Source organism: Streptomyces sp. MAR4 CNX-425 (assembly GCF_048656465.1).
GTDB lineage: Bacteria > Actinomycetota > Actinomycetes > Streptomycetales > Streptomycetaceae > Streptomyces.
Window position 1 is genome coordinate 332,671 of record NZ_JBMDLF010000007.1, and the last position, 26,243, is coordinate 358,913.

Here is a 26,243-nt window from a genome sequence, read left to right on the forward strand (position 1 = left end):
GGTCCACCGGTCGGTGGACCCCCGGTTCAACCGGTCGCGGCTGTCGGCGACAGGCCCCCGATCGCGAGCATTTCGGGCATGAGAAACCTTCCCGTACGCACGGCCCGCTGGAGCGCCCGGCACCCGTGGCGCGCGCTCACCGGCTGGCTCGTCTTCGTCGTGCTCTGCCTCGGCGCCGGCCTCTCCGCCGGCGGCAACCCCGCCACCACCGAGGACTTCTGGGTCGGCGAGGCGGGTCGCGCCGAGCAACTGGCCACCGAGGGCGGCCTGCAGCGCAAACCCACCGAACACGTCCTCATCCGCGCCGAACCCGGCCGCCCCCTCGACCTCGCCGCCGCCCGCGCCGCGGCCCGCGACGTCACCGACCGGATGGAGCGGCTGCCCGAAGTGGCGTCCGTCGCCCGGCCCGTACGCTCCGCGGACGGCGAGGCGCTGCGGGTGCCGGTCGTCATGAAGGGCGCCGAGCTGGACGGCAAGGAGAACGTCGGCCCGCTGCTGGCGCAGACGGAGGAGGTGGCCGCGGCCCATCCCGCGGTCGTCGTCGAGGAGACCGGCTCGCCCGCGATCAGCCAGGGCGTCAACGACCAGCGCGGCGAGGACCTGGCGCTCTCCGAACGCATCGCCCTGCCCGTCACGCTCGTCACGCTGCTCGTCGTCTTCGGCTCCGTCGTGATGGCGGGCGTGCCGCTGCTGCTTGCGCTGACGTCCATCGCCGCGGCCCTCGGCCTGTCCATGCTGGCCTCCCACCTGCTGCCCGACCCCGGCGTCGGCACCAACCTGATCCTGCTCATCGGCCTCGCGGTCGGCGTCGACTACACGCTCTTCTACCTCAAGCGCGAGCGGGAGGAGCGCGCCCGCGCCGGCGGGCGGCTGTCGTCGGAGGCCCTCGTCGAGCTGGCGGCGGCCACCGCCGGGCGGGCCATCGCCGTCTCCGGCCTCGCCGTCGTCGCCTCCACCGCCACCCTCTACCTCGCCACCGACGTCATCTTCTCGTCCCTGGCCACCGGCACGATCCTCGTCGTGGCCGTCGCCGTCGCCAGCTCCCTGACGGCGCTGCCCGCGCTGCTCGTGACCCTCGGCCGCCGCGCCGAGCGGCGCGCCGCGCGCCGGGCCGCCCGCGCGGCGGCCCGCGGGACCACCCCGCGCGAGCCCCGCCGGCGTCCCGAGCACGGGCGCGTCTTCGCCGCCCTGCTCCGGCCCGCCCGGCGCCGCCCCGTGGCCACCCTGGTCGTCTCCGTCCTGGGCATGCTCGCCCTCGCCGCGCCCGCGCTGGGCATGAAGCTCGTGGACCCGGGCAAGGACACGTTCTCCCGCGACATCCCCGCCATGCAGACGTACGACCGGCTGACCGCCGCCTTCCCCGACATGAAGGTCCGGCACGAGGTCGTCGCCCGGTCCGCCCCCGAACGCGCCCCCGAGGTGCGGCGGGCGCTGGCCGACCTGGGCCGGCGGGCGTCGGCCGACCCGCTGTTCGCCGCGGACGCCGAGCCCGCGGTACGCACCTCACCGGACCGCCGGACCAGCGTGCTCGTGCTCTCCGTACCCCACTTCGCCAACTCCGCCCCCGCGCGGGACTCCCTGGAGCGCCTGCGCGACGACCACATCCCCGCCACCGTCGGGCGGCTCGCCGGGGTGGAGACCGCCGTCAGCGGCGACGTCGCCCGCGGCGTCGACTACGTCGGCCACGAACGCGGCAAGCTGCCGCTGGTCATCGGCGCGCTGCTGCTGGTCACGTTCGCGGTCACGCTGATCGCGTTCCGCTCGGTGGTCATCGGGCTGCTCGGCGTCGCGCTGAACCTGCTCTCCGCCGCCGCCGCGCTCGGCGCGCTCGTCGTCGTCTTCCAGGGCTCGTGGGCCGAGGGCCTGCTCGACTTCGACTCGATGGGCGCGATCGCCTCCCGGGTGCCGCTGTTCCTCTTCGTCATCCTCTTCGGGCTGTCGATGGACTACCAGGTGTTCGTGGTCAGCCGCATCAAGGAGGCGCGGGACGCCGGGATGCCCGCCCGGGAGGCGGTGGTCGCGGGAATCAGCGCGTCGGCGAAGGTCGTGACCAGCGCGGCCGTCGTGATGGTCACGGTGTTCGCCGGGTTCGTGGCGCTGCACCTGACCGAGATGAAGCAGATGGGCTTCTGCCTGGCGCTCGCCGTGCTGCTCGACGCGGTGGTGATCCGGATGATGGTGCTGCCCGCGGCGCTGCTGCTCCTCGGCGAGCGGGCCTGGTGGCGGTCCCCGCGCCGGCCGGCGGCGCCGGCGCCGGCCCCCGCGGAGGTGCCGGTCGGCGGTGCGGAGACGCCGTCGGCCCGTACGCCGGAGACCGTACGCTGACCGGCATGCTCCCTCGACCGCGGCGCGGCGACCCGCTCTGGATCTGGATGCTGCACGGCTGGGACGTCTTCGCCTGGGCGATCATCGGTCTGCTGGCCCTGACCACCGTCCTCGGAGACGTCCCCGCCGGGGACCGGTACGGGTCGCTCGCGCTCGTGGCCGCGCTCGCCCTCGGCTACGGGGTCGTACGCAGCCGCCCCGGGAACCCGGTGCGGCTCGCGTACGGCTACCTGGTCCTGCTGGTCCTCGTCCTGGGGTGGCTGTCGTGGCTCCGCGACGGCTTCGGCGTGCTGTACACGGTGACGCTCACGCACTTCGTGATCTTCGTGGACAGCCTGCGGTCCGCCGTCGTCTACAGCGGACTCGGCGCCGTCGCGATCACCCTCGGGGGCACGCTGCGGGAGGGCTGGAGCCTCGACAGCCTCGGCACCAACGCCACCTCGTCCGTCGCCGTCTACGCGGTCAGCGTCGTGATCGCGCTGCTGACCCCCCGGGCGCTGGCCGTACGCGACGAGCGCGCCCGGCTGCGCAGCCGGCTGGCCGACGCCGAGGAGCGGCTGGCGGAGGCGCAGAAGCGGCAGGGCGCCGCCGAGGAGCGGGAGCGTATCGCGCGGGAGATCCACGACACCCTCGCGCAGGGCTTCGCCTCCATCGTCGTCCTCGCCGAGGCGGCGCGCGCCGGGCTGGCCGCCGAGCCCGGGAAGAGCGCGCAGCAGCTGCGGTCCATCGAACGCACCGCACGCGAGAACCTCGCCGAGGCCCGCGTCCTCGTCGGCGCCGCCCCGCGCGACGGCGTCGCCGCCGGGTCGGTCGCCGCCACGCTGCGGCGCACGCTGGACCGCTTCGCCGAGGACACCGGGCTCGTCGTCGACGCCGAACTGCCGGACGTCGACTGCGACCAGCCGACCCGGATCGCGCTGCTGCGCTGCACGCAGGAGTCGCTGGCCAACGTGCGCAAGCACGCGGAGGCGTCGACGGTCGGGGTGGTGCTGGCGGCCGGGGCGGCGGGCATCGAGCTGGAGATCACCGACGACGGGAAGGGGTTCGTGCCGGGGGCGGCGGCCCGGGACGCGGGTGCGGCCGCCGGGGACGGCGGGGACGGCGGCGGGTTCGGGCTGGACGGGATGCGCCGGCGGCTCGCCGAGTTCGGCGGCGAGCTGACCGTCACCAGCTCGCCCGGCGACGGCACCCGCATACTCGTGACCGTGCCCGCGGAGGGCCCGCAACCGGACGGCCCGCAACCGGACGGACCCCCGGGGACGTACATCCCGCGAATCGCCAGGGACGGACAGGTCTGAGATGACGACGACACCCACGCCCGCCACACCGCTCCGCGTCATCGTGGCCGACGACCACACCGTGATGCGCGCCGGCCTCGTCGCGCTGCTCGCCGCCGAACCCGCCATCGACGTCGTCGGCGAGGCCGGCGACGGCCACGAGGCCGCCTCGCTCGTCGCCCGCCTCGACCCCGACGTCGCCCTGCTCGACCTGCGGATGCCGCTGCTCGACGGCGTCGGGGCCACCGCGGCGATCGTCGCCGCGGCGGCACGTACCCGGGTGCTGATCCTCACCACGTACGACACGGACACCGACATCGAACGCGCCGTCGAGGCCGGCGCCACCGGCTACCTGCTGAAGGACGCCACCCGCGCGCAGCTGGTCGACGCCATCCACGCGGCCTCGCGCGGCGAGACCGTCCTCGCGCCCCGCGTCGCGCAGCGGCTCGTCGCGAAGATGCGCAGCCCCGCCCCGGTGGCGCTCACGCCGCGCGAGTCCGAGGTGCTCGCCGGGGTCGCCGAGGGGCTGTCGAACGCGGAGATCGGCAAGCGTCTCTTCATCGGCGAGGCCACCGTGAAGACGCACCTGCTGCGCATCTTCGCCAAGCTGGACGTCGCCGACCGCACCCGCGCGGTGGTCGTCGCGCTGGAGAAGGGGCTACTGCCGAGCCGCTGAGATTTTGTCCGGGACCTGACATAACCCCTTCCTGGTTCCGCGCGCCGCGAGCACAATGCGGTCGACACCGCCGTCGCCCGGAAGGCAGGAACCGTGAGCCGACGCCGCAGCCGCAGCCGCAGCCGTACCGCTCCTCCGTTACGCACCCTCGCCACCGGCACCGTGCTCGCGGTGCTCGGCGCGCTGCTGACCCTCCTCGCCCCGCCGGCGGCGGCCGCGCCACCCGCCGCTGCCGCCCCGGACCCGGCGCCCGCCCGGGCGCCCGCCGCGGCGACCGAACTGCGCGGCGGGGACACGCTGTACGGGTCCTCCTACGCCTGCACGCTGGGCTTCAACGCCGTCCGGGGAGACGCCACGTACGGCATCATCCCCGGCCACTGCGCCACCCCCGGCGACCCCTGGTTCGCCGACGCGCAGCGCACCGTCCCCGTCGGCCTGACCGCGGGCGTGAGCTTCCCCCGCGACGACTACGCCGTCGTCCGCTACAACAACCCCTCCGTGTCGTACCCCGGCGAGGTCAGGGGCGCCGGCGGCGCCCCGGTGGACGTCGCCGGCGCCACCGACCCGCAGCCCGGCATGACGCTGTGCCACTACGGGCGGGTCACCGGCTTCCACTGCGGCAGGCTGGGGCAGGTCGGCGTCACCGTGAACTTCCCCGGCGGCCCGGTCTCCGGCCTCTTCAGCGCCGACATCTGCTCCGAGCCCGGCGACACCGGCGGGCCCGCGTTCTCCGGCGGCAAGGCGGTCGGCATCATCGTCGGCGGCACCGGCGACTGCGTCAACGGCGGCAGGACGTACTACCAGCCGGTCAAGGAGATCCTCGCGGTCTACGGGCTCACGATCCCGTAGCGGCGGGCGTACGGGCGAGGAGGTCCCGCAGCGCGGCCTCGACCTCGCCCGGCGCCTCCTCGGCCATGAAGTGACCGCAGCGCACGGTGGCGTGCCGCAGGTCGGGGGCCCAGGCGCGCCAGCGCGCGGCCGCGTCGAAGCCGAGCGCGGCGCCCCAGTCCTGCTGCAGGACGGCCACCGGCATCCGCAGCCGGCGGCCCGCGTCGAGGTCGGCGCGGTCGTGCTCGACGTCGACGCCGGCGGACGCCCGGTAGTCCGCGACGATCGACGGCACGGCGGCGCGGGAGGCCGCGAGGTACGCGGCGCGCACGTCGGCGGGGACGGCGTCCGCGTTCCCGGCGCCGGACCAGATGTCGAGGAAGTGGCCGAAGAACGCGTCCGGCGCGGCGGCGATCATCTCCTCCGGCAGGCCGGGCGGCTGCGCCATCAGATACAGGTGGAAGCCGACCGCCGCCGACGTCCCGTGCATCACGTCCCACATGTCCAGCGTCGGCAGCACGTCCAGACAGGCCAAATGGGTGACCGCCGCCGCGTGGTCGAGCCCGGCGCGGAACGCCACCAGCGCGCCCCGGTCGTGCCCCGCCAGCGCGAAGCGCTCGTGCCCGAGCGCGCGGGCGAGCGCCACGACGTCGTCCGCCATCGTGCGCTTCGCGTACGCGCCGTCCGCCTCCGCCGGTTTGTCGCTGGCGCCGTAGCCGCGCAGGTCGGGGCAGATGACGGTGTGGTCGGCGGCAAGGCGGGCGGCGACGTGCCGCCACATGAGGTGGGTCTGCGGGAAGCCGTGCAGCAGCACGACGGGGCTGCCGGCGGGGTTGCCGCCGACGGCGGCGCTGAGGGCGACGCCGTCGGCGACGGGGACGCGGCGGTAGTCGAAGCCGGGGATGCGGGGGGACATCGGGGGGTTCCCTTCGTAGCCGGATGCGGTGCTCTTCCTCAGCGTGCGCGGCGCGGATGAGCAGCGGATGAGCGCGCTGTACGGTGACGGCCGGGCGGAGTCTGCCGGTCGGGTCGCGAGAGGCGGTGGGTGGTGCGGGTCCGGTTCGGCGTGCTGGGGCCGGTGACGGCCTGGGACGACGAGGTGGGCGGAGCCGGTGCCGGAGTCGGTGCCGGAGTCGGTGCTGGAGTCGGTGACGGGGCCGGGGCCGGGCACGCGGACGGGGGTGCCGGAGGCGGCGCGATCGCGCTGAAAGGGCCGCGGCACCGGGCCGTGCTGGCCCGCCTGATCGTCGCGCGCCGCCGGGTCGTACCCGTCGAGCTGCTGGTCGAGGACCTGTGGACCGACCCTCCCGCGGACGCCGTGGGCGCGGTGCGGACGTTCGTCGCCGCGCTGCGGCGCGCGCTCGAACCGGAGCGCCCCCCGCGCGCGCCCGCGCGGCTGCTGGTCACGCAGGGCCCCGGGTACGCGCTGCACGCCGAACCGGACGCCGTCGACGCCTGGCGCTTCGAGACCGCCGTGGCCGACGCCCGGACGCTGCCGCCGCGGGCCGCGGCGGGACGGCTGGCGGAGGCCCTGGGCTGGTGGCGCGGACCGGCCTACGCGGAGTTCACCGACCTGCCCTGGGCCCGCACCGAACGCTCCCGCCTCGCGGAGCTGCGGCTGCACGCCGTCGAGTCCCACGCGCACGCCCGGCTGTCCCTGGGGCAGGCCGCCGAGACCGCGGCCGACCTGGACGGCCACGTGGCCGAGCACCCCTGGCGCGAGAACGCCTGGCGGCTGCTGGCGCTGGCCCTCTACCGCGCCGGCCGCCAGGCCGACGCCCTCGCGGTGCTGCGCCGGGCGCGCACGATGCTGGGCGAACAACTGGGCGTGGACCCCGGCCCGGCGCTGCGGCGGCTGGAGACGGACATCCTGACGCAGGCCGACCACCTGGAGGCGGAGGCGCCGGGCGCGGGTGAACGGGCTGACGGCGAGGCCGGGGGCCGTGGCCGGGGGAGAGCGGGCGGCACGTCGGAAGCACCGGGGCGCGCCGGTGACGGCGGCGGGCGCCGTCCCCCGGGACCGGGCGAGGGCGCCGAACCGGCGAACGGGGCGGCGGAGAGCGGGCACCGCGCGCCCGGCGGCGAAGGCGGCGAAGGCGGCGAACGCGGCGAGGGCAGCGAAGGCAGCGACCGCGGCGAGGGCGGCGAGGGCAACGGGGACGAGGGCGCGCGGCGGGTCTGGGCGGAGGCGGCGGCCGCGTACGACCGTACCGCCCCGGCCGGAGCCCGCGCCCGGCTCGAATCCACCGTCGGCCTGCTGCGCAGCCTCGCCGTCACCGGCGGCGGCGGTCTCCAGGCCGCCCGGCGGCACCGCGTGGACGCCGTCGTGGCGGCCGAGGAACTCGGCGACCCGGTGCTGACCGCGCGGGTCATCGGCGCGTACGACGTACCCGCGATCTGGACCCGCGTCGACGACCCGGAGCAGGCCGCCCGCGTCGTGGCCGCCGCCGAACGCGCCCTCGCCACCCTCCCGCCCACCGAGCACGCCGCCGCACGGGCCCGGCTGTTGGCCACCGTCGCCGTCGAGTCGCGCGGTACCCGCTCCGCGCGCGGACCGCAGGCCGCGCGGCAGGCCGAGGAGCTGGCCCGCGGACTCGACGACCCGGCGCTGCTCGCGTTCGCGCTCAACGGCGTGTTCATGCAGACCTTCGAGCGGACGGGCCTGGCGGCGGAACGGGACCGGGTCGGCGCCGAACTGGTCGCTCTGTCGGCCCGGCACGGGCTGGTGACGTACGAGGTGCTGGGGCATCTCGTACGGATGCAGGCCCGCGGCGCGCTGGCGGACTTTCCGGGCGCCGACGCGCACGCCGCCGCCGCGGACGAGCTCTCCGAGCGCCACGAACTGCCGCTGGTCGCGGTGTTCACGCGCTGGTACGCGGCGCTCCGGGTGGCCGAGCCCACCGCCCCGCCCCGGCCGGGAAGCCCCCGCCACCCCGCCCCGCGCGGCCCCGAGCCGCCAGGCCCCCAGCGGGGGACCACCGAGTCGGGGACCACCGAGCCGGAGAACCCCGAGCCGAGGAACACCGAGCCAACGGGTGCCGGGACGGCGGGCCCACAGCCCTTCCAGCCTCCCGGGCCCCCACCCCCACCCCCACCCCCACCCCCCTCCGCTGCCTCCACCTCCGCCGCCGAAGCCGCCTTCCGGGACGCCGCCGCGCTGCTCGACGGCGCCGGCATGCCGGGGCTGGAGCGCGGGCTGCTGCCGCTGGCGCTGCTCTGCCTCCGCCTGCGGCCCGGCCTCGCCGTGCCCGTCGCCGAGGCCGTCGCGGGCGCCACCCCGACCCCCACCGGCACCGACTGGGGCCCCTACGAGCCGTGGGTGCGGCCCCTCCTGCTGCTGGCCGAGGAGCGCCGTGCCGAGGCCGCGAAGGCGCTGCGCGCCGTCCCCGAGCCGCCGCGCGACCTGATGCTGGAGACCGCGTGGTGCCTCGTCGCCCGTGCGGCACTCGAACTCGGCGACCGCGAAGCGATGGCGCGCGCCCGGGATCGCCTCGCCCCCGCGGCGAACGAGCTGGCCGGAGCCGGCACCGGCTTGCTCACCGTGGGCCCCGTCGCCGCCCACCTCGCCGCGCTCGCCACCGCCCTGGGCACGCCGCCCCCGGCCTGACCGGTTTCCCGGCCCCGCCGCGGCCGCCCGGGACCCGTCCCCGGCAGTCTCACCGACGATGGGCACACTGCCCCCGAGCTGGTGCAAAGGAGACCCCTGTGACCCCCGTTCAGGTCTCTTGGCTGTCCATCGTGTTCGGCTCCGTCGGAGTCGTCCTGCTCCTGGCCTCCCTTACCGCGAAGCGTCCGACCACCCTCGGGGACGACCCGGTACCGGGCTGGGCCAAGACCGCCCGTGGCGTGGGGATCGTCCTCGTCGTGTGCGTGGCCCTGGCAAACCTGGCGTGGGGCAGCTAGGCCGTGTATCGAAAGTCCGTGTGCTCACTCCCACCCTTCCTCGGGTGCCGCCGAGGCATGGCCCGAAACGCCTGATGAGGTCAGTGCGGCTGCTGGTCTAATCACGGGATGGAGAACATCCCGAACACGGAAGCCTCGCCCTCCGACCCATGGCTTGCGTACTTCGTCGACCGTGGGCACACAGGTGTCCGCCGGATCGGTGCTGGCGTCGAGGGCGTCGTTTACGGGCTGGGCCAGGGCCGGGCGGCCAAGGTATGGAACCGCCGGCCGCCCCCCGGTTTCGATCTGCTCCGCCAGGTGTACGCGGACCTCGCGCGTCACCCACCGCCGTTCTCCACCCCGGAGGTCTTCGCCGTCGAGGACCACGAGGGCGTCGTGGTGACCTACGAGCGTGAGCTGCCCGGCGGCCCGATGCGGGCCGACTCCGCACAGGTGGCCTACGAGCGCAAGCTGCCTTCCCGCGACAACGACGCGGTCCTTGCCGTTCTGCGTGGTCTGGCCTCCGTGCCGGGCACCGACGCCATGCGCCAGTTGACCGTGCAGGGTGATGACCGTCCGCTGTGGCGTGGTCATGACTGCTTCCGCGACGCGCTCGGGGCCCTGGTCACCCGGGCCGCAGCCCGGCACGGTGCTGTCCTGGCCGCCCATGTGCCGGGCTTCGAGGCGGGAGTCGAAGCCACGCAAGAGGCACTGCGTTCGCTCCCTGACGCCCCGGTGACAGTGATCCATGGCGACCTCATCCCGCCCAACATCCACATCGACGAGGGCGGCCGGCCAGTCGCCGTGCTCGACTTCGGCTTCTACACGACCGCAGGCGATCCGGCCTTCGAGGCCGCCGTCACCGCTGCCGTCTGGGACATGTACGGGCCGCATGCGAAGGAGCACACCGCGGAACTCACCGCGCTCTTCGCCCGCGAACTCGGGTATGCGCCAGAGACCCTCACCGTCTATCAGGCCGCCTACGCACTCACCACCTACGACCTTTTCGGCATGGACGACCGCGACGGGCACTTCCGGTGGTGCGCAGAACAGCTCCGACATAACACCGTGTTCAGCGCCTGAATGGGGTGTCCGTCACAACCACTCGGTGAGGGCAGCGACGAGGGCGGTCGCCTCGCCGTGTCAGGGGCGGACCGCGCGGCTCGCGTCCACGCCGGTGCCGTACGCCGGGTCGCGGCCGGGTATGTGGACCTCCCAGCTCGTGGCCCGCGCCCGGTACAGCCGGAACTCCGCGGCACCGCTCACCTCCTCCGGCCGGAACCGGTGCGCCGCGGCGTCGATCTCGCCCCCGAACGCCTCGTCGCACGCCGCCGCGAGCTGCTCCTCCGGGACCTGCTCCGCCGTCGCGCCGACGTAGACCGCGCGGCCGGCCCCGATCGCCGCGGTGGAGTCGTACACGACGAAGGCGACCTCGGGCCGGGCGGCGACGTTGGCCGAGTGCCGCGAGTGCGGTGAGGAGACCCAGTAGAAGGTGGAGTAGCCGACGTGGGTGAAGTACACCGGGGACACCCGCGGCCGTCCGTCGGGCTCGGTCGTGCCCAGGGTGAGGTACCGGTTCGTGTCGAGGACGGTCCGCGCCAGTCCCGCCAGGTCGTCGGGGAGCGTCATGACCGGGCCCCTTCCCCGGAGTCGCACCCGCGCGGCCCTGCCCACGGCCGCCGGCGCGCGTCGACGGCCGCGACGACCGGGGGAAACACCACGTACCCCAAGTTCTTTTCCATGCCCGGGAGCTTAAGGCCGCCCCCGCCTCCCCGGCATCCCCTGTGGAAAACTCCGCGCAGCTGCCCGCGGCACCCGCCGCATGTGCCGGTTGACCTGCGCAGAGACCGTCGTCGCGGCGACGGCCCGCCGGGTCAGCCCATGCCCAGCGCCGCCCGCCCCGCGAGGACCACCGCCGTGTGGCGGGCCACGCGCCCGCCGAGGTGCTCGGCCGTCGCGATGTCCGCCTTGTGCACCGAGTCGGTGCCCAGGTCGCCCATCGTGGTCGCGGCGGCGCCGTTGAAGTACCCGAGCCGGTTCAGGTCGTCCTCGCTCTCGTGGCTGAGGTGCCAGCCCGGTGCCAGCCCGAGGTTGACCCAGTGCATCTGGTGCTGGGCGGCGAGCGTCGAGAAGTACCCGAGCGTGATGTGCTTGTCGCCCGCCTTGCACGACGAGTGCGTGAACCCCGCCCCGATCTTGTCCTTCCAGGACTGCGTGCTCCAGCGCACGCTGGTCGCCTCGGCGAAGGCGTGGAACGCCCCGGACGCCGAGCCCATGAGCGTCGGTGCCCCGAACACGATCGCGTCCGACGCGTCCAGCGTCTCCCAGTCGGTCTCCCGCATGTCCTCGACGGGCACCATGGTCACGTCGGAGCCCTCGGCCTCGGCGCCGGACCTGACGGCCTCCGCGAGCAGCCGGGTGTGTCCGCGTCGCGAGTGGTAGGCGACCGAGATTCTGGGCGATCTGTCCATTCGGCCAGGATCCGCCGCGAGGGTTGGCTGGGGCTAGTGGGCGACTTGGCGGCGACTTGCCGCGGGCTTGTCGTCGGCGGTGCGGGTGGAGTCGGTCCGGGTCCCGCGAGCCCGTTTGCTATATCGGTTTAGTGAAACAACCCATCCCGCGGCCGATCGACGGGAAAAATCACTGAACAAACTAAACTTGAACGGTTCATGGACACCTCTCCTCCGGAGCGCTAGCTTGCGCCGGGACGCCCCCCCCACAAAGGAGAGAACGATGCATGTCGTCCGTCCCCGCCGCAGACTCGGCGCGACGCTCGCCGCGTGCGCCACCGCCGTCGCCGCGGCGGCCGCCCTGCTCGCCGTACCGGGCGAGGAGGCCGAGGCGTTCCCGCCCGGTACCCGACAGCAGGTGCTCGACTATCTGCGCTCCCTCACCGGCGACTACATCGTCTCCGGCCAGCACAACAAGGAACCCGCCTCCCGGCCCGGCCAGTACACCCGGCAGGTGCACGACGTGACCGGCCAGTGGCCCGGGCTCTGGGGCGGTGACCTGATGTTCCGCGCCGAGGACATCGCCGACCGCCAGCGCGTCGTCGACCAGGCGCGGACCGAGTGGAACAACGGCTCGCTCGTCACCCTGACCTGGCACGCCTGCCCGCCGACCGGACCCGGGTCCTGCGCGTTCGAGGGCGGCGTGAAGTCGAACATCCCCGACGACCGGTTCCGCGAGCTGGTCACCGACGGCACCGCGCTCAACACCGTCTGGAAGCGACGGCTCGACTCCGTCGTCCCGTACCTTCAGCAGCTGGAGGACGCGGGCGTGCCCGTGCTGTTCCGCCCCTTCCACGAGATGAACGAGTCCTGGAACTGGTGGGGCCACCGCCCCGGCGCCGACGGCAGCTCCCGGCTGTTCCGCCTCACCCGCGACTACCTCGCCGGCACCAAGGGCCTCGACAACCTCATCTGGGTCTGGAACGTGCAGGACAACCCGGCCGGCGGCTGGAGCGCCTACTACCCCGGCGACGACTACGCCGACGTCGTGTCCCTCGACGTCTGGTACAAGAACCACCCCGGCCCGTCCGACTACCGGCAGATGCGGGACATCGCGGGCGGCAAGCCGATGGCCATCGGCGAGATGGGCAAGGTGCCCGACGCCGCGCTGCTCGACGGCCAGCCGCGCTGGAGCTACTTCATGGTCTGGTCCGAGCAGCTGCGGGGCGAGAACTCCAACGCCGAGATCCAGGCCGCGTACTTCCACCCGCGCACGCTCAACCAGGGAGAGGTCCGGCTTCCCTGACCTGAGCGGCGCCCGGCGCCCGGCGCCCGGCGCCGGCTGCGCCGGGCCGGGGCCGGCGCGGTGCCGTACGGGGCGCCGCGCCGGCCCTCCGCTGCGCCCCGCTACCCGTGCCCGTCCTCGTAGTGCGCCCGCAGCAGGTCCAGACCCCAGTCGTGGCGCACGTGCCGCCATACGGAGTGCGCGTGGTTGCCGTCGTCCTGGGTGTTGTCGTACTCGATGAGGAAGTCCGGGGCGCGTACGCAGTAGTAGTGCCGCTCGCCGGGGGCCGGGCCGCCCGCCCAGGCGAAGGAGAGCGTGTCCAGCCCCTGCGCGACCGTGTCCGCCCAGCATTCGCGCGCGTACGCGTCGGGCGCCCGGTCCAGGTAGCGGCGCACCAGCCGCTCCAGCAGCCGCCGCTGGCCCGCAGTCATGTCCCCGTACGACAGGCCCGCCGGCAGCAGGTCCGGGTCGGCGAACGGGTCGGCGCGGGTGAGGATGTCGTCCGGCGGCTCGGCGGCGAAGACCGCCGTCGCGCGGGCGGCGGCGCCGAGGTCGGTGACCAGCTCGCGGGCCATGTCCTCCTCCGGCCCGAGCAGCCGGCCGGCCCGCGGTCCGTACGGGACGAGCGCGGGCTCGGAGCCGACGAAGTGCGGGGTGACCCGCAGGCCGCCGGCCGTGAGCAGCACGTGCACGGCCAGGTGGTGCCCGTTCATCCGCCAGCCCCACGGGCCGTCGCCGTCCGGGTCGCCCAGCAGCCGCAGCCAGTAGCGGTCGGGCCCGGGGCGGCCGGCCAGCTCGCGACGGTGCCGTTCCACCTCGATCGCCCCGGCCGCCAGCCTGCCGCCGTGCGTGCTGTGCGCCGCGGCGAGCAGCGCGTCGACGGCCGCGCGCTGCTCGCCGCCCAGCTCCTCGGTGGACAGGCCGGGGCGGGGGCCGGGCAGGTACGTCCACTCGCGCAGTTCGGGCGCGTCCAGCCGGGCGGGTACGTCACGCAGCTCGCGGACCTGCGCCGGCTCCAGCACGGCCAGCAGCGCCCGCGCGGCCTCCCGCATCCGCGCCGCCGTCGCCTCCGCGGCCTCCGTACCGGCCGCCTCCGTACTGGCCGCCTCCGTACCGGCCGCCTCCGTCGATTCCTCCGAGCCGCCCACCCGTTCCTCCGCCCGTCGCCGGATCCCCGGGAGCTGTGCCCCCGCGGACCCATGGTGCAGCACGTACGGTGGGCACGCCCGCGGCTCACCCCGCAGGGGGCGTCCGCTTCCGGTTCGCGCCGCCGGCGGCCGGGCCGGGTTGTCAGAGGCGGGTTCTAGGGTGGTGCGACACGGGGTCCCGCACGGACTGCCGCCGCCCGACACACGGAGAGAGACGAGTATGGCCAGCAGGAAGGACACGCCGGCGCCCGCGCGGCACGCCGCCGACAGCCACGATCTGATCCGCGTGCACGGCGCGCGGGAGAACAATCTGCGGAACGTGGACGTGGAGATCCCCAAGCGGCGGCTGACGGTCTTCACCGGCGTCTCCGGCTCGGGGAAGAGCTCGCTGGTCTTCGACACGATCGCCGCCGAGTCGCAGCGGATGATCAACGAGACGTACAGCACCTTCGTGCAGGGCTTCATGCCCGCGCTCGCCCGGCCCGACGTGGACGTCCTCGAAGGGCTGACCACCGCGATCATCGTCGACCAGGAGCGGATGGGGGCCAACGCCCGCTCCACCGTCGGCACCGCCACCGACGCCAACGCGCTGCTGCGCATCCTCTTCAGCCGCCTCGGCGAGCCGCACGTGGGCCCGCCCAACGCCTTCTCCTTCAACGTCGCCTCCGCCCAGGGCAGCGGCGCGGTCACCGTCGACCGGGGCGCCGCCGAGACGGTCAAGGTGGCCTTCACCAGCACCGGCGGCATGTGCCCGCACTGCGAGGGCATGGGCCGGGTCTCCGACATCGACCTCCGCGAGCTGTACGACGAGACCAAGTCGCTGGCCGAGGGCGCGATCACCATCCCCGGGTACAAGCCCGGCGGCTGGATGGTGCGCATGTTCGCCGCCTCCGGCTTCCTCGACCCGGACAAGCCCATCGGCCAGTACACCGAGAAGGAGCTGCACGACTTCCTGCACCACGCCCCGGTCAAGATCAAGATCAGCGACATGAGCATGACCTACGAGGGTCTGGTTCCGCGGGTGCAGAAGTCCTTCCTGTCCAAGGACCGCGAGTCGATGCAGCCGCACATCCGCGACTTCGTCGACCGGGTGGCCACCTTCACCGCCTGCCCCGCCTGCGACGGCACGCGGCTCAGCGAGGCCGCCCGCTCGTCCAAGGTCGCGGGCATCAGCATCGCCGACGCCTGCGCGATGCAGATCAACGACCTGGCCGAGTGGGCCCGCAAGCTGGACGTGCCCTCCCTCGCGCCGCTCCTGACGACGCTGCGCGGCACCCTCGACTCGTTCGTGGAGATCGGCCTCGGCTACCTGTCGCTGGACCGCCCCTCCGGCACCCTGTCCGGCGGCGAGGCGCAGCGCACCAAGATGATCCGCCACCTCGGGTCCTCGCTCACCGACACCACCTACGTCTTCGACGAGCCCACCGTCGGGCTGCACCCGCACGACATCCGGCGGATGAACGACCTGCTGCTGCGGCTGCGCGACAAGGGCAACACGGTGATGGTCGTGGAGCACAAGCCGGAGGTCATCGCCATCGCCGACCACGTCGTCGACCTCGGCCCCGGCGCCGGCACCGGCGGCGGCACCGTCTGCTACGAGGGCACGGTGGCCGGTCTGCGCGCCGGCGACACCGTCACCGGCCGCCACCTCGACGACCGCGCCGCCCTCAAGGACACCGTCCGCGAGGCCACCGGCGCGCTGGAGATCCGCGGCGCGCGGGCGAACAACCTCCAGGACGTCGACGTCGACATCCCCCTCGGCGTCCTCACCGTCGTCACCGGCGTCGCCGGCTCCGGCAAGAGCTCGCTGATCCACGCCTCCCTCCCACCCGGCGCGGGCGTGGTCGCGGTCGACCAGGCGCCGATCCGCGGGTCCCGGCGGTCCAACCCGGCGACGTACACCGGGCTGCTGGAGCCGATCCGCAAGGCGTTCGCGAAGGCCAACGGGGTCAAGCCGGCGCTGTTCAGCGCGAACTCCGAGGGAGCCTGCCCCGCCTGCAACGGCGCCGGTGTCATCTACACCGACCTGGGCATCATGGCAGGGGTCTCCACCACCTGCGAGGAGTGCGACGGCAAGCGGTTCCAGGCGGCCGTCCTCGACTACCGCTTCGGCGGCAAGGACATCAGCGAGGTGCTGGCGATGCCGGTGGCGGAGGCCGAGGAGTTCTTCGCCGACGGCGCGGCCCGCACGCCCGCCGCGCACCGGATCCTGCGCCGGCTCGCCGACGTCGGCCTGGGCTACGTCAGCATCGGCCAGCCGCTCACCACCCTCTCCGGCGGGGAGCGGCAGCGGCTCAAGCTGGCGACTCACATGGGCGACAAGGGCGGGATATACGTGCTGGACGAGCCGACCACCGGCCTGCACCTGGCCGACGTCGAGCAGCTGCTCGGGCTGCTGGACCGGCTCGTCGACGACGGGAAGTCGGTCGTCGTGATCGAGCACCACCAGGCGGTCATGGCCCACGCCGACTGGATCATCGACCTCGGCCCGGGCGCGGGGCACGACGGCGGCCGGGTCGTCTTCGAGGGCACCCCGGCCGACCTGGTCGCCGCCCGGTCGACGCGCACCGGCGAGCACCTCGCGGAATACGTCGGGGCGTAGCGGCGCGGCGCTGTGGCAGGGTGGTGACGTGAGAGTGGAGGAGCTGGCCCGGCTGCGCCGGGCCCGGGACGCGATGGACCGCGACTACGCGCGGCCGCTGGACATCGCCGGGCTGGCGCGGGTCGCGCTCATGTCGCCGGGGCACTTCTCCCGCAGCTTCCGCGCCGCGTACGGGGAGACGCCGTACAGCTACCTGATGACGCGCCGGATCGAGCGCGCCAAGGCGCTGCTGCGCCGCGGCGACCTGACGGTGACCGAGGTGTGCTTCGCGGTCGGCTGTTCCTCGCTGGGGTCCTTCAGCTCGCGCTTCACCGAGCTGGTCGGCGAGAGCCCCCGCGCCTACCGGGCCCGCAGCCACGACGACGGCGCCGCCATCCCGGCGTGCATCGCCAAGATCCACACGCGGCCGGTGCGTCGCCAGGCGCCGGAGGGCAGCCTGCTCCGGTAGCGTGCGGCGCATGGGAATCGCGCTGTCGCAGTGCTTCATCGCCGTCGGCGACCACGACAAGGCGCTCGCCTTCTACCGTGACGTCCTCGGCCTGGAGGTCCGCGCGGACGTCTCCTTCGAGGGCATGCGCTGGGTGACCGTGGGCTCGCCCGCCCAGCCCGACGTCAACATCGTCCTCGAACCGCCCCTGGCCGACCCGAACGCCGCGCCCGCGGACCGCGAGGCGATGGCGCAGCTGCTCGCGAAGGGCCTGCTGCCGGGCATCATCTTCGCCACCGACGACTGCGACGCGACCTTCGCGCGCATCGCCGCCTCGGGCGCGGAGGTGGTGCAGGAGCCGATCGACCAGCCGTACGGCGTACGGGACTGCGCGTTCCGCGACCCGTCCGGCAACCTGCTCCGGTTCAACCAGCCGCGCCCCGCCTGACCGCGCCCCGCCCGCCCGACCGCGCCCCCGCCCGGCTGACCGCTCACCCGGCGCCCCGCCGGGCGCGCCCGCTACCGCGCGCCCTCCAGCCGGGCCGACCGGGCCGCGGCCGCCTCCGCCACCCGGCGGCTCTCCCGCGCGGTGCGCTCGGTGTCCGCCACCCGCTCGCGGGCCTTCTCCACCTGCCAGAGCGCCGCGTCCCGCGCCGCGCCGGCGGCCTCCATCTCCCGCTCCAGGGCGGCGATGTACTCCTGCGCCTGGTGCAGCCCGGCCTCGGCCCGGGCCTGCTGCTGCTCGGCCTGGCGCAGGTCGCCGTCCAGCCGGACCGCCTGCCACTGCGCCTCCTCGGCCTCCTGCCGGGCGCTGAGCATCTCCAGGAAACCGGCCAGGTTCCGCACCGCGCCGGCCATCTGCTGCAACAGATACGCGGCCGAGGCCACGTCGTGCACCTCGAAGTTGTTCGCGCTGTCGGCCTCGTCGGACACGCGCAGGAACGGCCGCCCCGGGCGGCCGTCGGTCAACGAGTACGCGCACAGATCCACATCGAACCCCACTGTCTGGCGCGGGTCGCCCCGCCCCTGGTATTTCGCCCCGGCATTCCAGCCCAGGTGCAGCACCCGGGACAGGTCGTCACCGAGAGCCCCGAAATGGTCTTCCGGTGAGTCGGCCATGTTGCACCACGGCGGACAGACGAATTGGAGGCACTCATCCATGACGGTCACCCACTCCATATCGTCACGAGCCGCCCCGGACTGGAGTGTTGATCACTCGCAGGGGGGACGCGGGCGGGAGCGGCGACGACGGAGCGCGCCGAACTCGCCGCGTGCGCACCGCCGATGACCCCGCCCGGCGGCCCGGGCCCGCCCGCCCGCGGGTGCGTGCGCTGCGGCAAGTCCCGTGCCCCGGCGTGCGGTTACGCCTTCCCGACCGCCCGGTCCACCAGTGCGCCGGCCGCGCCGGTGTACGAGGCGGGGTCGAGGAGCGCCGCCAGGGCGGGCTCGTCGAAGTGCCCGGCGATCTCGGGCACCGCCGCGAGGATCGCCGGCAGCCCCCGTCCCGTACGCTCCGACTCCGCCGCGGCGTCGGTGAGCAGCTGCTTCGCACGCGCCTTGCCGAGCAGCGGAGCGAGCGTCGCCGCGACGCGCTCGGAGGTGACCAGGTGCTCGGTGAGCCGCATGTTGGCGCGCATGCGCTCCGGCCTGACCTGGAGCCCCTCGGCGAGTTCGGCCGCGGTGTGCGCCGCGCCGCCCGCCAGGCGCAGGCACTCGCGCAGCAGGTGCCACTCGGCGTGCCACGCGCCGGCGGAGCGCTCGTCCTCGGTGACCATGCACTGGGTCACCGCGGCGGCCAGCGCGGGGACCTGGAGGGAGGCGCTGCGCACGAGGGTGGCCAGGACCGGGTTCCGCTTGTGCGGCATCGCGGAGGAGCCGCCGCGGCCGGCCGCCGCGGGCTCGGCCACCTCGGCGACCTCGGTCCGGCCGAGGGACTGCACGTCGACGGCGATCTTGCCGAGCGCCCCGGTGACGACGGCGGTGGCGGCGGCGACGTCCGCGACCGGGGTGCGCAGGACGTGCCAGGGCAGCGCGGCGGGCGCGAGCCCCGTCTCGTCCGCGAACGCGTCGGTCAGCCGCTCGGCGTACGCGCCGGCGTCCGCCGGTCCGGCGCCGTCGAGCGCCGCGTACTCCAGATACCCGGCCAGCGTCCCCGCCGCGCCGCCGAGCGACACGGGCAGACCGCCGTCCAGCACCCGCCCCACCCGCTCGGCGGCGTCCAGCGCCAGCGCCCGCCAGCCGGCGGCCTTGAGCCCGAACGTCGTCGGCACCGCGTGCAGCGTCAGCGTCCGCCCGGCCGTCAGCGTGTCGCGGTGCTCGGCCGCCAGCCCCGCCAGGGCCCGCGCGGTGCGCAGCAGGTCGGCGTGGACGAGGCGCAGCGCCCGGTCGCACACCAGCATCGCGCCGGTGTCGAAGACGTCCTGGCTGGTCGATCCGCGGTGCACGTACTCCGCGGCGGCGGGGTCGCGTTCGCCCACGACCGCGGTGAGGGCCTTGACCAGGCCGACGACCGGGTTGGCCGTCTCCCGCGCGGCGCAGGCGAGCGCGCGCAGGTCGAGCGCGTCGGCGCGGGCGGCGGCGGTGATCGCCGCGGCGGCGGGCGCGGGGACGGTGCCCGTACGCGCCTGGGCGCGCGCGAGCGCCGCTTCGGCGTCCAGCATCGCCTGGAGCCACGCCCGGTCCGACACGGCGGCTTCGACGGGTGTGCCGGCCCGTACGGGGGACAGGAGGCCGGCGTCGGGGTCGGCGCCGGGGCCGGTTCCGGGGGACCGGGTCACGAGTGCTCCTCGGTGGTGTGGGGGCGCGGTCCGCCCGCGGGGGTGAGGGCGAGGACGGCGCGGGCGATGGCGTCGGAGTCGCCGAGCGTCACGGAGTTCACCCCGGGGCGTATGCCCGCGGCGGTGACCCAGTGCACGGCCTCGGTCGGCACGCCGTAGGCGAAGCGGCGGGGGTGCGGGTTGCCGGCGGCGTCGATCAGGGGGTAGGGGCGCTCGCCGACGGCCAGTCCGCCGGTCACCACGTCGGTGCCGGAGTCGCTGGAGATGCGGTACGGGCGGCACTGGCCGGTGGCGAGGAGGTGGGTGAGCAGCGGGTCGGCGGTGCGGCGGACGTCGGGCTCGGGCAGCCGCGCCTCGATCAGCGCCGTGGCCCGCACCGGCGGGCCCTGCACCCGGCTCGACTCGGCGGTGAACGCCGGCTCCCCGCCCGTACGGTCGATGCGTACGTGCAGCTCCGGGCCCATGAACTCCAGGACGCCCGCGTTGGCCAGCGCGATCGTCTCCTCGATCCGGGAGGGCGGCGGGCCGATCGACAGGTAGGCGTTCAGCGGGGTGTACCAGTTCTGGAGGTCGTCGCGGTACGAGACGCCCTCCAGGCCGCCGTGGTCGACCACCAGGCGGATCTCGTTGCGCAGGTCGCGCAGCACGTCGAGGGCCGCTTTGAGCGGGCCGCTGACGTTGCCCTCGCGGGCCTCCCGCACGTCGTTGGCGAGGTGGCCCAGGAGCCAGTCGCGGAACTCCTCGCGGCTGTGGAACTCGCGCGTCGCGTACGGCCGGTCGATACGCGCCCAGTCCCAGCGGTCCGCCGCGGGGATCCCGTGCTCGTCGAGCAGCGCGGCCTCCGCCTCGGCGGAGGGCGCGGCGAGGTACCGCCCGACGAACGCCTCCCGCCCGGCCTCCCGGCCGCGCGCCGCGAGGAGGGCGCCGTAGTAGACGCCGGCGACCTCCTTGGCGATCAGCGGCCACAGGTCGACGGCGAAGTACACGCGCCCGCCCGCGGTGCCGCGTTCGCGCAGCCGGCGGACGACCTCGGGGGTGAGCAGCCGCGGCTCGTAACGGCCGTGCGCGCCCTTCTCGTTGTGTCCGCGGGCGTGGTACGGGACACCGCGCCGGGAGCCGGCGAAGAGCCGGGGCTCGCGACCGGACGGCCGGTACACCAGGCGGTCGCCGCTGCGCTCGAACCGGCCGCCGCGACCGGTGGTGAGCAGGGCGAGGTGATCGAAGAAGTTCAGGCCGAGCCCGCGCAGCACCACGTTCTGTCCGGGCTTGATCGCGGAGAGGTCGGCGTCGGCCGGGTTGACGGGGGTGATGAGCACGAGCCCGCACTCGGCCGCCTCCCGCGCCCGCCGCTCCTCCTGCTCGGTGGCGCGCGCCGGGAGGTGCCCCTGCGCGAGGACGACGGCGTCGAGGTGGCGCAGCCGGCCGCCGTCGTCGAGGGTGAGGCACTGGCCGGCCGTGCCGTCCTCCTCCTCGTCCAGCGCGACCGCCGCGGACCGGTGCACCCGCACCGTCACGTGCGCCGGCGCGCCGGCCACCACCCGGCGGAAGCAGTGCTCCAGGTAGTGCCCGTAGAACGCCCGCGTCGGATAGTCGTCCGGGCCCAGCTGCCGCGCCTCGGCCAGCACGCCGCCCGGCAGCGACGGCGCGGCGTCCTCGCCCCGTACGACGGACCGCGCCCACTCGTGCAGGCCGGGCCCGGCCTCGATGGGCCCCTCCATCTCCACGCTGGCGTCGGTGTAGACCGTGACCTGGGAGGCGACGGTGTTCATCAGCAGCAGGTCCGGCTGGTCGGTCCGCCAGACCCGGCCGGCCCCCGGCGGGTGCGGGTCGACCACGTGGATGCGGAGGTCCTCGTGGGACGGGGACTTGCGCTCGTTGGCGCAGATCCGCTCCAGGACCGACAGACCTCGCGGCCCGGCGCCGACGACACAGACGTTCAACCGCCCGTTGGACATGGACACCCGCTTCCCGGAGGGGACAAGGCCCTTGCGAGGGAAGAGTTCCACGATGTCCGACCTCACAGCGATGACAAGTTCCTGTGAGGTACGCGCCCGAAAGCCCTGGAAAGGGGTGCTGACCTGCTACTTCTACCGCGGAGAACGCGGGGCCCGCCGCCCGGCGGGGCCGCGGGAGGAAGCGGGGGAGGGGGCGAGGAGGGCGCGGAGGCGGCCCGGCGGGAGCCCGGACTCGGCGCGTACGACGTGCGTCATGTGCGCCTGGTCGGCGAAGCCCAGCTCGGCCGCGAGACCGCCCAGGTCGCGTTCGCCGCCCGCCAGCCGCTCCAGCGCCCGCGCGGCGCGCAGCCGGTTGCGGTAGCGGCTCAGCGTGGCGCCGGTCGCCGCCCGGAACACCCGGCTCAGGTGGTGCGGCGAACAGCCCAGCTCGGCGGCCAGCGGAAGCAGCCCGAGCCGCGGGTCCGCCGTCAGCGCCTCCCGGGCCCCGTCGGCGAGCCGCCGCCGGGCCGCGGCCGTGGCCGGCGCGCCCGTCGCCACCCGGCGCGCGTCGAGCTGCGCGAGCGCCGCCGCGGCCAGCGCGACGGCCGCCTCGGCGGCGCCGAACACGTCCCCGGGACCGCGGCCGGAGGCCGCGCACAGCAGCCGGTGCCGCAGCGCCATCGCGGGGGTGGTGAACACCAGCCCCGCGGGCACGGTGGGATCGCCGCCCAGCAGCGAGGCGAGCAGCGGTTCGGAGGGGACGAGTTCCGTGTAGCGGTCGGCGCCGTGCGGGTGCGCGAACTGCTGCTCGCTGCCGAGCCGTTCGACGTACACCGACGCGGGGTCCATCGTCTGCTCCACGCCGTCGACCCGGGCCCGTACGACACCGTCGCGGACGAGGACGAGCCCGAAGACCTCCGCGGCGCGCGGCCGCGTCCACCCGGCGGGCGGGTCGCCGCAGCGCACGTCGGTGACGGCGAGGTCGTCGTCGGTGAGGATCGCGTGCCGGGTCACGCCCATGGGCCGAGCCTTGCACAGGAGGCCGGAGATCGCGCACGAACTTACAAGCACGGCGCCGGCGGGGGGCGGCAACGTGGGCTCCCGTGCGGGCGGTGTGTGGGCCGCCGGCCGGAGGAGGGAGCCGAGATGGGACGGACGTACGACGAGAGCGCGGAGCCGGGCACCGGGGCGGCCGTGTGGGGGCGGCGGCGGGTGCTGCGGGGCGCCGGGGCGGTGGCCGCGGGCGCTGTCGTCGCGTCGGCGGCGGGCCCGGTGGCGGGCACGGCGGCCGCCGCGCCCCGCCCGGACGCCGCGGGGGTCGGCGCCGAGGGCGCCGCCGGCGGCCCGGCCGGGGGCCCGGCCGGGGTGGCCGTGTGCCGGGCCGGGCGGTTCGAGGTGGTGGCGCTGCTGGACGCGCACGGTACGTTCCCGATGCCCCGCGAGGAGGCCTTCCCCGGCGCCTCCGCCGCCGCGTGGGCGGGCGCGCGGCGCGTCGACCCGCGGGCGTTCGGGCCGGACGGCGCCTGGGAGCTGGACTTCCGCTGCTTCGCCGTACGGCGCCCGGGCGGCCGGGTCGTCCTCGTCGACTCCGGCATCGGCCCGGCCGACAGCCCCGCCGCGAGCTGGGCACCGGTCCCGGGCGCGCTGCACGCGCGGCTGGCCGCCGCCGGCATCGCGCCGGACGACGTCGACACCGTCGTGCTCAGCCATCTGCACGAGGACCACTACGGCTGGTCCGTGACCCCCGACGGCGCGCCCGCCTTCCCCCGCGCCCGCTACGTGGTCCAGGCCGCCGAACTCGCCGCCCTCGCCCCCGGCGACGCCGCGACGACGTACGCCGTCGCCCCGCTGCGCCGCGCCGGCCGGCTGCACGTCGTCGACGGCGGCACCCGGCTGGTCGCCCACCGCGGCGGGGACGCCGTCACGCTCGTCCCGACCCCCGGCCACACGCCCGGGCACCAGTCGGTGGTCGTCGACGGCGGGCGCCGGCAGATCGTCATCGCCGGGGACGTGGTCGTGCACGCGGTGCAGCTCGTCGACCCCTCCGTGCGGTACTTCTTCGAGGAGGATCCGGACCTCGCCCGGCTCTCCCGCCGCATGCTGCTGGAGCGCGCCGAGGAGTGCCACGCGGTGCTCGCCACGGCGCACCTGAACCGGCCGTTCGTACCCCTGCGCTGACCCCGCCGCGGGCAGGTACGCATGCGGGCGGGTGGGTGGGGAAGGGGAGCGGTAGGGCCCTCCCTGGGGGAGGAGGGCAGCCCTGCGCCCCCGGCAGGACTCGAACCTGCGACCAAGTGCTTAGAAGGCACCTGCTCTATCCGCTGAGCTACGGGGGCCGGTGTGGCGTGGAACGGTGGCCGGGCTCGGCGGATCCGTGACCTTGCCAGGGGTCAAGGATAGGGCTCCGTTGAGCCACACCCGGTAGCTTCACTCCGGCACCACCTTGTGGAGGTTCAGTGAAGCGTCCTGATAATCGCAGTCGAGTGCGATTCGCGCATCGCTTTTTTCCGCGCGGCGGCGGTGGTGTTGTGCAGTCGTTATGCCGGGGTGGCGGGAGCTTCTGGGTTGAAGAAGGCGCGCTGTGGGGCTAAACGCTTTCAAATTCGGATGGAAGCGGGCATTCTTCGCATGTGGCGACCTCGGACGTACGGCCTGACCTGCTGAGCGCACTCTCCGCCCTCCGCGAGAGTGTCGCCGCCGCGCGCTTCCCGCTTCCGCTGCCCGGGGCGGCCGGGGCGCGGCGGAGCCGGGCGGAACTGCTCGCTCAGCTCGACGACTATCTCGTTCCCCGGCTGCACCGCCCCGACGCGCCGCTGCTCGCGGTGGTCGGCGGGTCGACCGGGGCAGGGAAGTCGACGCTCGTCAATTCGCTTGTGGGCAGATGTGTGAGCGAATCGGGCGTGTTGCGGCCCACGACGCGGATGCCCGTGCTCGTCTGCCACCCCGACGACCAGTCCTGGTTCTCCGGGCAGCGCGTGCTGCCGCATCTGACGCGGGTGTGGATGCCGCGGCAGGACGCCGCGCACGGGCGCGTGGAGGCGTACGAGTCGTACGGCGCGTACGAGGCCCAGGAGGCCGAGGAGGCGTACGGGGACGGCGGAGGCGGCGGTCGGGGCGGGGACGGCGGGCGGGTCTCCGGGGCGTACGGCGGGCGCGATCCGTATCCGTACGGCGTCCGGCGCGGCGGCCTGACGCGCGGGCCCGCGACCTTCGGAGAGGGCGGCCGCGGCCCGGACGGGACGCTGCTGCGGATCGAGGTCGACGAGAACGTGCCCAGCGGCCTCGCCCTCCTCGACGCCCCCGACATCGACTCCCTCGCCGGGCACGCCCGCGAGCTGGCCGCCGAGCTGGTGTGCGCCGCGGACGTGTGGGTGCTGGTGACGACCGCCTCGCGGTACGCGGACGCGGTGCCGTGGCACCTGCTGCGTACGGCGAAGGAGTACGACGTCAGCCTGGTCACCGTGCTCGACCGGGTGCCGCACCAGGTCGCCGGCGAGATCTCCCTGCAGTACGCCACGCTGCTGAGCGGCGCCGGCCTCGGCGACGTGCCCCGCTTCACCGTCCCCGAACTCCCCGAGTCCGCCGGCGGCGGCAGCGGGCTGCTGCCGGCCACGGCGGTGCGGGAGCTGCGCGACTGGCTCGCGCACCGCGCCCAGGACCCCCGGGCGCGCGCGGAGGCCGCCGCACGGACCGCGAACGGTGTGCTCGCGTCGCTGCGTTCCCGGGTCACGTCGCTGGCCGGGGCGTGCGCGGCGCAGCACGCGGCGGCGACGCGGATGGCGCACCGCGTGGAGCGCGCGTACGAGGAGGCCGCCGAGAAGGCCCACGCCGAACTCGTCGGCGGCGCCGCCTTCGCCGGCGACGCCCTCGCGCACTACCGCAACCGCGCCCTCACCGGCGCCTCCACCGAACTCCTCGACGCCCTGACCGGCAGCGTCGCCGCCGTCCTGGGCTGCGCGGTGGCCGCCGCGGACGAGCGGTTCACCGCCGAGCTGCGCCGCGAACCCGCCGTGGCGGCGGTGCCCTTCGCGGACGCCGGCGCGGGGGCGCAGGGGCGGGTGGGGGTGCTCGTGCGGCGCTGGCGGCGGTGCCTGGAGGAGCTGGCCGACGAGGCGTTGCGCGCCGCCGGGCACGGGCCGGACGCGGACCCGGAGGAGACGGCGGCGCTCCTGGCGGTGGCGCTGCTGGACGGCTCGAACGGGCACGGGGCGGCGGACGAACTGGCCGGGCTGCTGGGCGCGAAGGGCGGCCTGCGGCTGCGGAAGCGGGGCGGGCGGCTGCTCGGCACGTACTTCGAGCGGGTGTTCGACAGTGAGCGGGATCGCCGGCTGGCGGCGATCGACGCCCTGGAAGCGCGGTCCGGCCAGCAGGCTCAGTTGATCGCGGCGATGTCCGTGCTCCAGCGGGAGAAGTGACGGGAGAGGTGAGCGGGGTGCGCTCGGAGGAGACGTCGGGACGCGAGTCGGCGGAGGTTCCGCTTCCGTTTGGGGAGGTCACGGAGCCGGTGGCGGCGGCGGGCGGGGCGGATCGGGGAGACGAAGTGGCCGAGTTGTGTGGGGTCGCCGAGGGCCCGGACGGTCCGGACCGGGGACCCGGCGGGCGCGATCACGAGCCGGGCCCGGCGGGGATGTG

At 75.2% G+C, this 26,243-nt stretch carries 21 protein-coding genes and 1 tRNA gene; 13 read left to right on the forward strand and 9 right to left on the reverse strand.

Going from position 1 to position 26,243, the window contains the following annotated elements; genetic code table 11:
• Positions 1 to 78: 78 nt before the first annotated feature.
• The 4 genes from ACHZ99_RS21600 (at position 79) to ACHZ99_RS21615 (ending at position 5,127) form a co-directional block, all read left to right on the forward strand.
• Complete coding sequence (locus ACHZ99_RS21600; protein WP_420306320.1) at positions 79 to 2,325, forward strand: MMPL family transporter; 2,247 nt, start codon at positions 79 to 81, stop codon at positions 2,323 to 2,325.
• Positions 2,326 to 2,330: 5 nt separating this feature from the next.
• Positions 2,331 to 3,623: a sensor histidine kinase gene (locus ACHZ99_RS21605; RefSeq protein WP_420306321.1), complete on the forward strand. Its 1,293-nt coding sequence runs from the start codon at positions 2,331 to 2,333 to the stop codon at positions 3,621 to 3,623.
• Between the two features lies 1 nt (position 3,624).
• A complete protein-coding gene (locus ACHZ99_RS21610; protein WP_420306322.1) occupies positions 3,625 to 4,278 on the forward strand; it encodes a response regulator in 654 nt (217 codons plus the stop codon).
• Between the two features lie 93 nt (positions 4,279 to 4,371).
• Entirely contained in the window at positions 4,372 to 5,127 is a 756-nt protein-coding gene (locus ACHZ99_RS21615) for a S1 family peptidase (protein ID WP_420306323.1), read from the forward strand.
• Here the strand turns inward: ACHZ99_RS21615 and ACHZ99_RS21620 are convergent.
• A complete protein-coding gene (locus ACHZ99_RS21620) occupies positions 5,114 to 6,022 on the reverse strand; it encodes an alpha/beta fold hydrolase (protein WP_420306324.1) in 909 nt (302 codons plus the stop codon). The two genes, ACHZ99_RS21615 and ACHZ99_RS21620, sit on opposite strands and share 14 nt — an antisense overlap.
• Before the next feature lie 132 nt (positions 6,023 to 6,154).
• Between ACHZ99_RS21620 and ACHZ99_RS21625 the strand changes: the two genes are divergently transcribed.
• The 3 genes from ACHZ99_RS21625 to ACHZ99_RS21635 all read left to right on the forward strand — a co-directional run bounded on the left by ACHZ99_RS21625 (position 6,155) and on the right by ACHZ99_RS21635 (position 10,071).
• Positions 6,155 to 8,713, forward strand: coding sequence for a BTAD domain-containing putative transcriptional regulator (locus ACHZ99_RS21625; RefSeq protein ID WP_420306325.1), 2,559 nt, complete (start codon positions 6,155 to 6,157; stop codon positions 8,711 to 8,713).
• A 98-nt stretch (positions 8,714 to 8,811) separates the two neighbouring features.
• On the forward strand, positions 8,812 to 9,009 hold the full coding sequence (locus ACHZ99_RS21630) for a hypothetical protein (protein WP_420306326.1): 198 nt from the start codon (positions 8,812 to 8,814) through the stop codon (positions 9,007 to 9,009).
• A 108-nt stretch (positions 9,010 to 9,117) separates the two neighbouring features.
• Positions 9,118 to 10,071, forward strand: coding sequence for a phosphotransferase family protein (locus ACHZ99_RS21635; protein WP_420306327.1), 954 nt, complete (start codon positions 9,118 to 9,120; stop codon positions 10,069 to 10,071).
• Positions 10,072 to 10,131: 60 nt separating this feature from the next.
• Here ACHZ99_RS21635 and ACHZ99_RS21640 read toward each other — a convergent pair whose 3' ends face one another.
• Positions 10,132 to 10,617: a pyridoxamine 5'-phosphate oxidase family protein gene (locus tag ACHZ99_RS21640; RefSeq protein WP_420306328.1), complete on the reverse strand. Its 486-nt coding sequence runs from the start codon at positions 10,615 to 10,617 to the stop codon at positions 10,132 to 10,134.
• Between the two features lie 245 nt (positions 10,618 to 10,862).
• Complete coding sequence (locus tag ACHZ99_RS21645; RefSeq protein WP_420306329.1) at positions 10,863 to 11,459, reverse strand: flavodoxin family protein; 597 nt, start codon at positions 11,457 to 11,459, stop codon at positions 10,863 to 10,865.
• A 262-nt stretch (positions 11,460 to 11,721) separates the two neighbouring features.
• Between ACHZ99_RS21645 and ACHZ99_RS21650 the strand changes: the two genes are divergently transcribed.
• A complete protein-coding gene (locus ACHZ99_RS21650; protein WP_420306331.1) occupies positions 11,722 to 12,744 on the forward strand; it encodes a glycosyl hydrolase in 1,023 nt (340 codons plus the stop codon).
• 101 nt (positions 12,745 to 12,845) lie between these two features.
• On the opposite strand, the gene ACHZ99_RS21655 is transcribed toward ACHZ99_RS21650, so the two are convergent.
• On the reverse strand, positions 12,846 to 13,871 hold the full coding sequence (locus ACHZ99_RS21655; RefSeq protein ID WP_420306332.1) for a DUF3500 domain-containing protein: 1,026 nt from the start codon (positions 13,869 to 13,871) through the stop codon (positions 12,846 to 12,848).
• A gap of 220 nt (positions 13,872 to 14,091) precedes the next feature.
• Between ACHZ99_RS21655 and ACHZ99_RS21660 the strand changes: the two genes are divergently transcribed.
• The 3 genes from ACHZ99_RS21660 to ACHZ99_RS21670 all read left to right on the forward strand — a co-directional run bounded on the left by ACHZ99_RS21660 (position 14,092) and on the right by ACHZ99_RS21670 (position 17,348).
• Positions 14,092 to 16,473 carry an ATP-binding cassette domain-containing protein gene (locus ACHZ99_RS21660; protein WP_420306333.1) on the forward strand — a complete coding sequence of 794 codons (2,382 nt, stop codon included), beginning with the start codon at positions 14,092 to 14,094 and terminating at the stop codon, positions 16,471 to 16,473.
• A 73-nt stretch (positions 16,474 to 16,546) separates the two neighbouring features.
• Positions 16,547 to 16,921 (forward strand): helix-turn-helix transcriptional regulator, encoded by a 375-nt coding sequence (locus tag ACHZ99_RS21665; RefSeq protein ID WP_420306398.1) that lies wholly within the window; start codon positions 16,547 to 16,549, stop codon positions 16,919 to 16,921.
• A 10-nt stretch (positions 16,922 to 16,931) separates the two neighbouring features.
• Complete coding sequence (locus tag ACHZ99_RS21670; RefSeq protein ID WP_420306334.1) at positions 16,932 to 17,348, forward strand: VOC family protein; 417 nt, start codon at positions 16,932 to 16,934, stop codon at positions 17,346 to 17,348.
• Positions 17,349 to 17,419: 71 nt separating this feature from the next.
• On the opposite strand, the gene ACHZ99_RS21675 is transcribed toward ACHZ99_RS21670, so the two are convergent.
• The 4 genes from ACHZ99_RS21675 to ACHZ99_RS21690 all read right to left on the reverse strand — a co-directional run bounded on the left by ACHZ99_RS21675 (position 17,420) and on the right by ACHZ99_RS21690 (position 22,631).
• Entirely contained in the window at positions 17,420 to 18,019 is a 600-nt protein-coding gene (locus ACHZ99_RS21675) for a hypothetical protein (RefSeq protein ID WP_420306335.1), read from the reverse strand.
• Between the two features lie 242 nt (positions 18,020 to 18,261).
• A complete protein-coding gene (locus tag ACHZ99_RS21680; RefSeq protein ID WP_420306336.1) occupies positions 18,262 to 19,677 on the reverse strand; it encodes a lyase family protein in 1,416 nt (471 codons plus the stop codon).
• Positions 19,674 to 21,632 (reverse strand): FAD/NAD(P)-binding protein, encoded by a 1,959-nt coding sequence (locus ACHZ99_RS21685; RefSeq protein ID WP_420306399.1) that lies wholly within the window; start codon positions 21,630 to 21,632, stop codon positions 19,674 to 19,676. Before ACHZ99_RS21685 ends, ACHZ99_RS21680 begins: the two co-directional genes overlap by 4 nt.
• A 132-nt stretch (positions 21,633 to 21,764) precedes the next feature.
• Positions 21,765 to 22,631 (reverse strand): helix-turn-helix domain-containing protein, encoded by an 867-nt coding sequence (locus tag ACHZ99_RS21690; RefSeq protein WP_420306337.1) that lies wholly within the window; start codon positions 22,629 to 22,631, stop codon positions 21,765 to 21,767.
• A 126-nt stretch (positions 22,632 to 22,757) separates the two neighbouring features.
• On the opposite strand from ACHZ99_RS21690, the gene ACHZ99_RS21695 reads away from it, so the two are divergent.
• Complete coding sequence (locus tag ACHZ99_RS21695; RefSeq protein ID WP_420306338.1) at positions 22,758 to 23,789, forward strand: MBL fold metallo-hydrolase; 1,032 nt, start codon at positions 22,758 to 22,760, stop codon at positions 23,787 to 23,789.
• A gap of 85 nt (positions 23,790 to 23,874) precedes the next feature.
• Here ACHZ99_RS21695 and ACHZ99_RS21700 read toward each other — a convergent pair.
• Positions 23,875 to 23,947: transfer RNA gene (locus tag ACHZ99_RS21700), tRNA-Arg, on the reverse strand.
• A 294-nt stretch (positions 23,948 to 24,241) separates the two neighbouring features.
• Here ACHZ99_RS21700 and ACHZ99_RS21705 point away from each other — a divergent pair.
• On the forward strand, positions 24,242 to 26,026 hold the full coding sequence (locus tag ACHZ99_RS21705; protein ID WP_420306339.1) for a dynamin family protein: 1,785 nt from the start codon (positions 24,242 to 24,244) through the stop codon (positions 26,024 to 26,026).
• Positions 26,027 to 26,243: the final 217 nt, after the last annotated feature.

Coding starts and splice junctions, on each gene's coding strand:
- ACHZ99_RS21660 (WP_420306333.1), top strand. CDS start 14,092: ATGGCCAGCAGGAAGGACACGCCGGCGCCCGCGCGGCACGCCGCCGAC.
- ACHZ99_RS21635 (WP_420306327.1), top strand. CDS start 9,118: ATGGAGAACATCCCGAACACGGAAGCCTCGCCCTCCGACCCATGGCTT.
- ACHZ99_RS21605 (WP_420306321.1), top strand. CDS start 2,331: ATGCTCCCTCGACCGCGGCGCGGCGACCCGCTCTGGATCTGGATGCTG.
- ACHZ99_RS21610 (WP_420306322.1), top strand. CDS start 3,625: ATGACGACGACACCCACGCCCGCCACACCGCTCCGCGTCATCGTGGCC.
- ACHZ99_RS21695 (WP_420306338.1), top strand. CDS start 22,758: ATGGGACGGACGTACGACGAGAGCGCGGAGCCGGGCACCGGGGCGGCC.
- ACHZ99_RS21650 (WP_420306331.1), top strand. CDS start 11,722: ATGCATGTCGTCCGTCCCCGCCGCAGACTCGGCGCGACGCTCGCCGCG.
- ACHZ99_RS21600 (WP_420306320.1), top strand. CDS start 79: ATGAGAAACCTTCCCGTACGCACGGCCCGCTGGAGCGCCCGGCACCCG.
- ACHZ99_RS21675 (WP_420306335.1), bottom strand. CDS start 18,019: ATGGCCGACTCACCGGAAGACCATTTCGGGGCTCTCGGTGACGACCTG.
- ACHZ99_RS21620 (WP_420306324.1), bottom strand. CDS start 6,022: ATGTCCCCCCGCATCCCCGGCTTCGACTACCGCCGCGTCCCCGTCGCC.
- ACHZ99_RS21690 (WP_420306337.1), bottom strand. CDS start 22,631: ATGGGCGTGACCCGGCACGCGATCCTCACCGACGACGACCTCGCCGTC.
- ACHZ99_RS21670 (WP_420306334.1), top strand. CDS start 16,932: ATGGGAATCGCGCTGTCGCAGTGCTTCATCGCCGTCGGCGACCACGAC.
- ACHZ99_RS21640 (WP_420306328.1), bottom strand. CDS start 10,617: ATGACGCTCCCCGACGACCTGGCGGGACTGGCGCGGACCGTCCTCGAC.
- ACHZ99_RS21685 (WP_420306399.1), bottom strand. CDS start 21,632: ATGTCCAACGGGCGGTTGAACGTCTGTGTCGTCGGCGCCGGGCCGCGA.
- ACHZ99_RS21645 (WP_420306329.1), bottom strand. CDS start 11,459: ATGGACAGATCGCCCAGAATCTCGGTCGCCTACCACTCGCGACGCGGA.
- ACHZ99_RS21665 (WP_420306398.1), top strand. CDS start 16,547: ATGGACCGCGACTACGCGCGGCCGCTGGACATCGCCGGGCTGGCGCGG.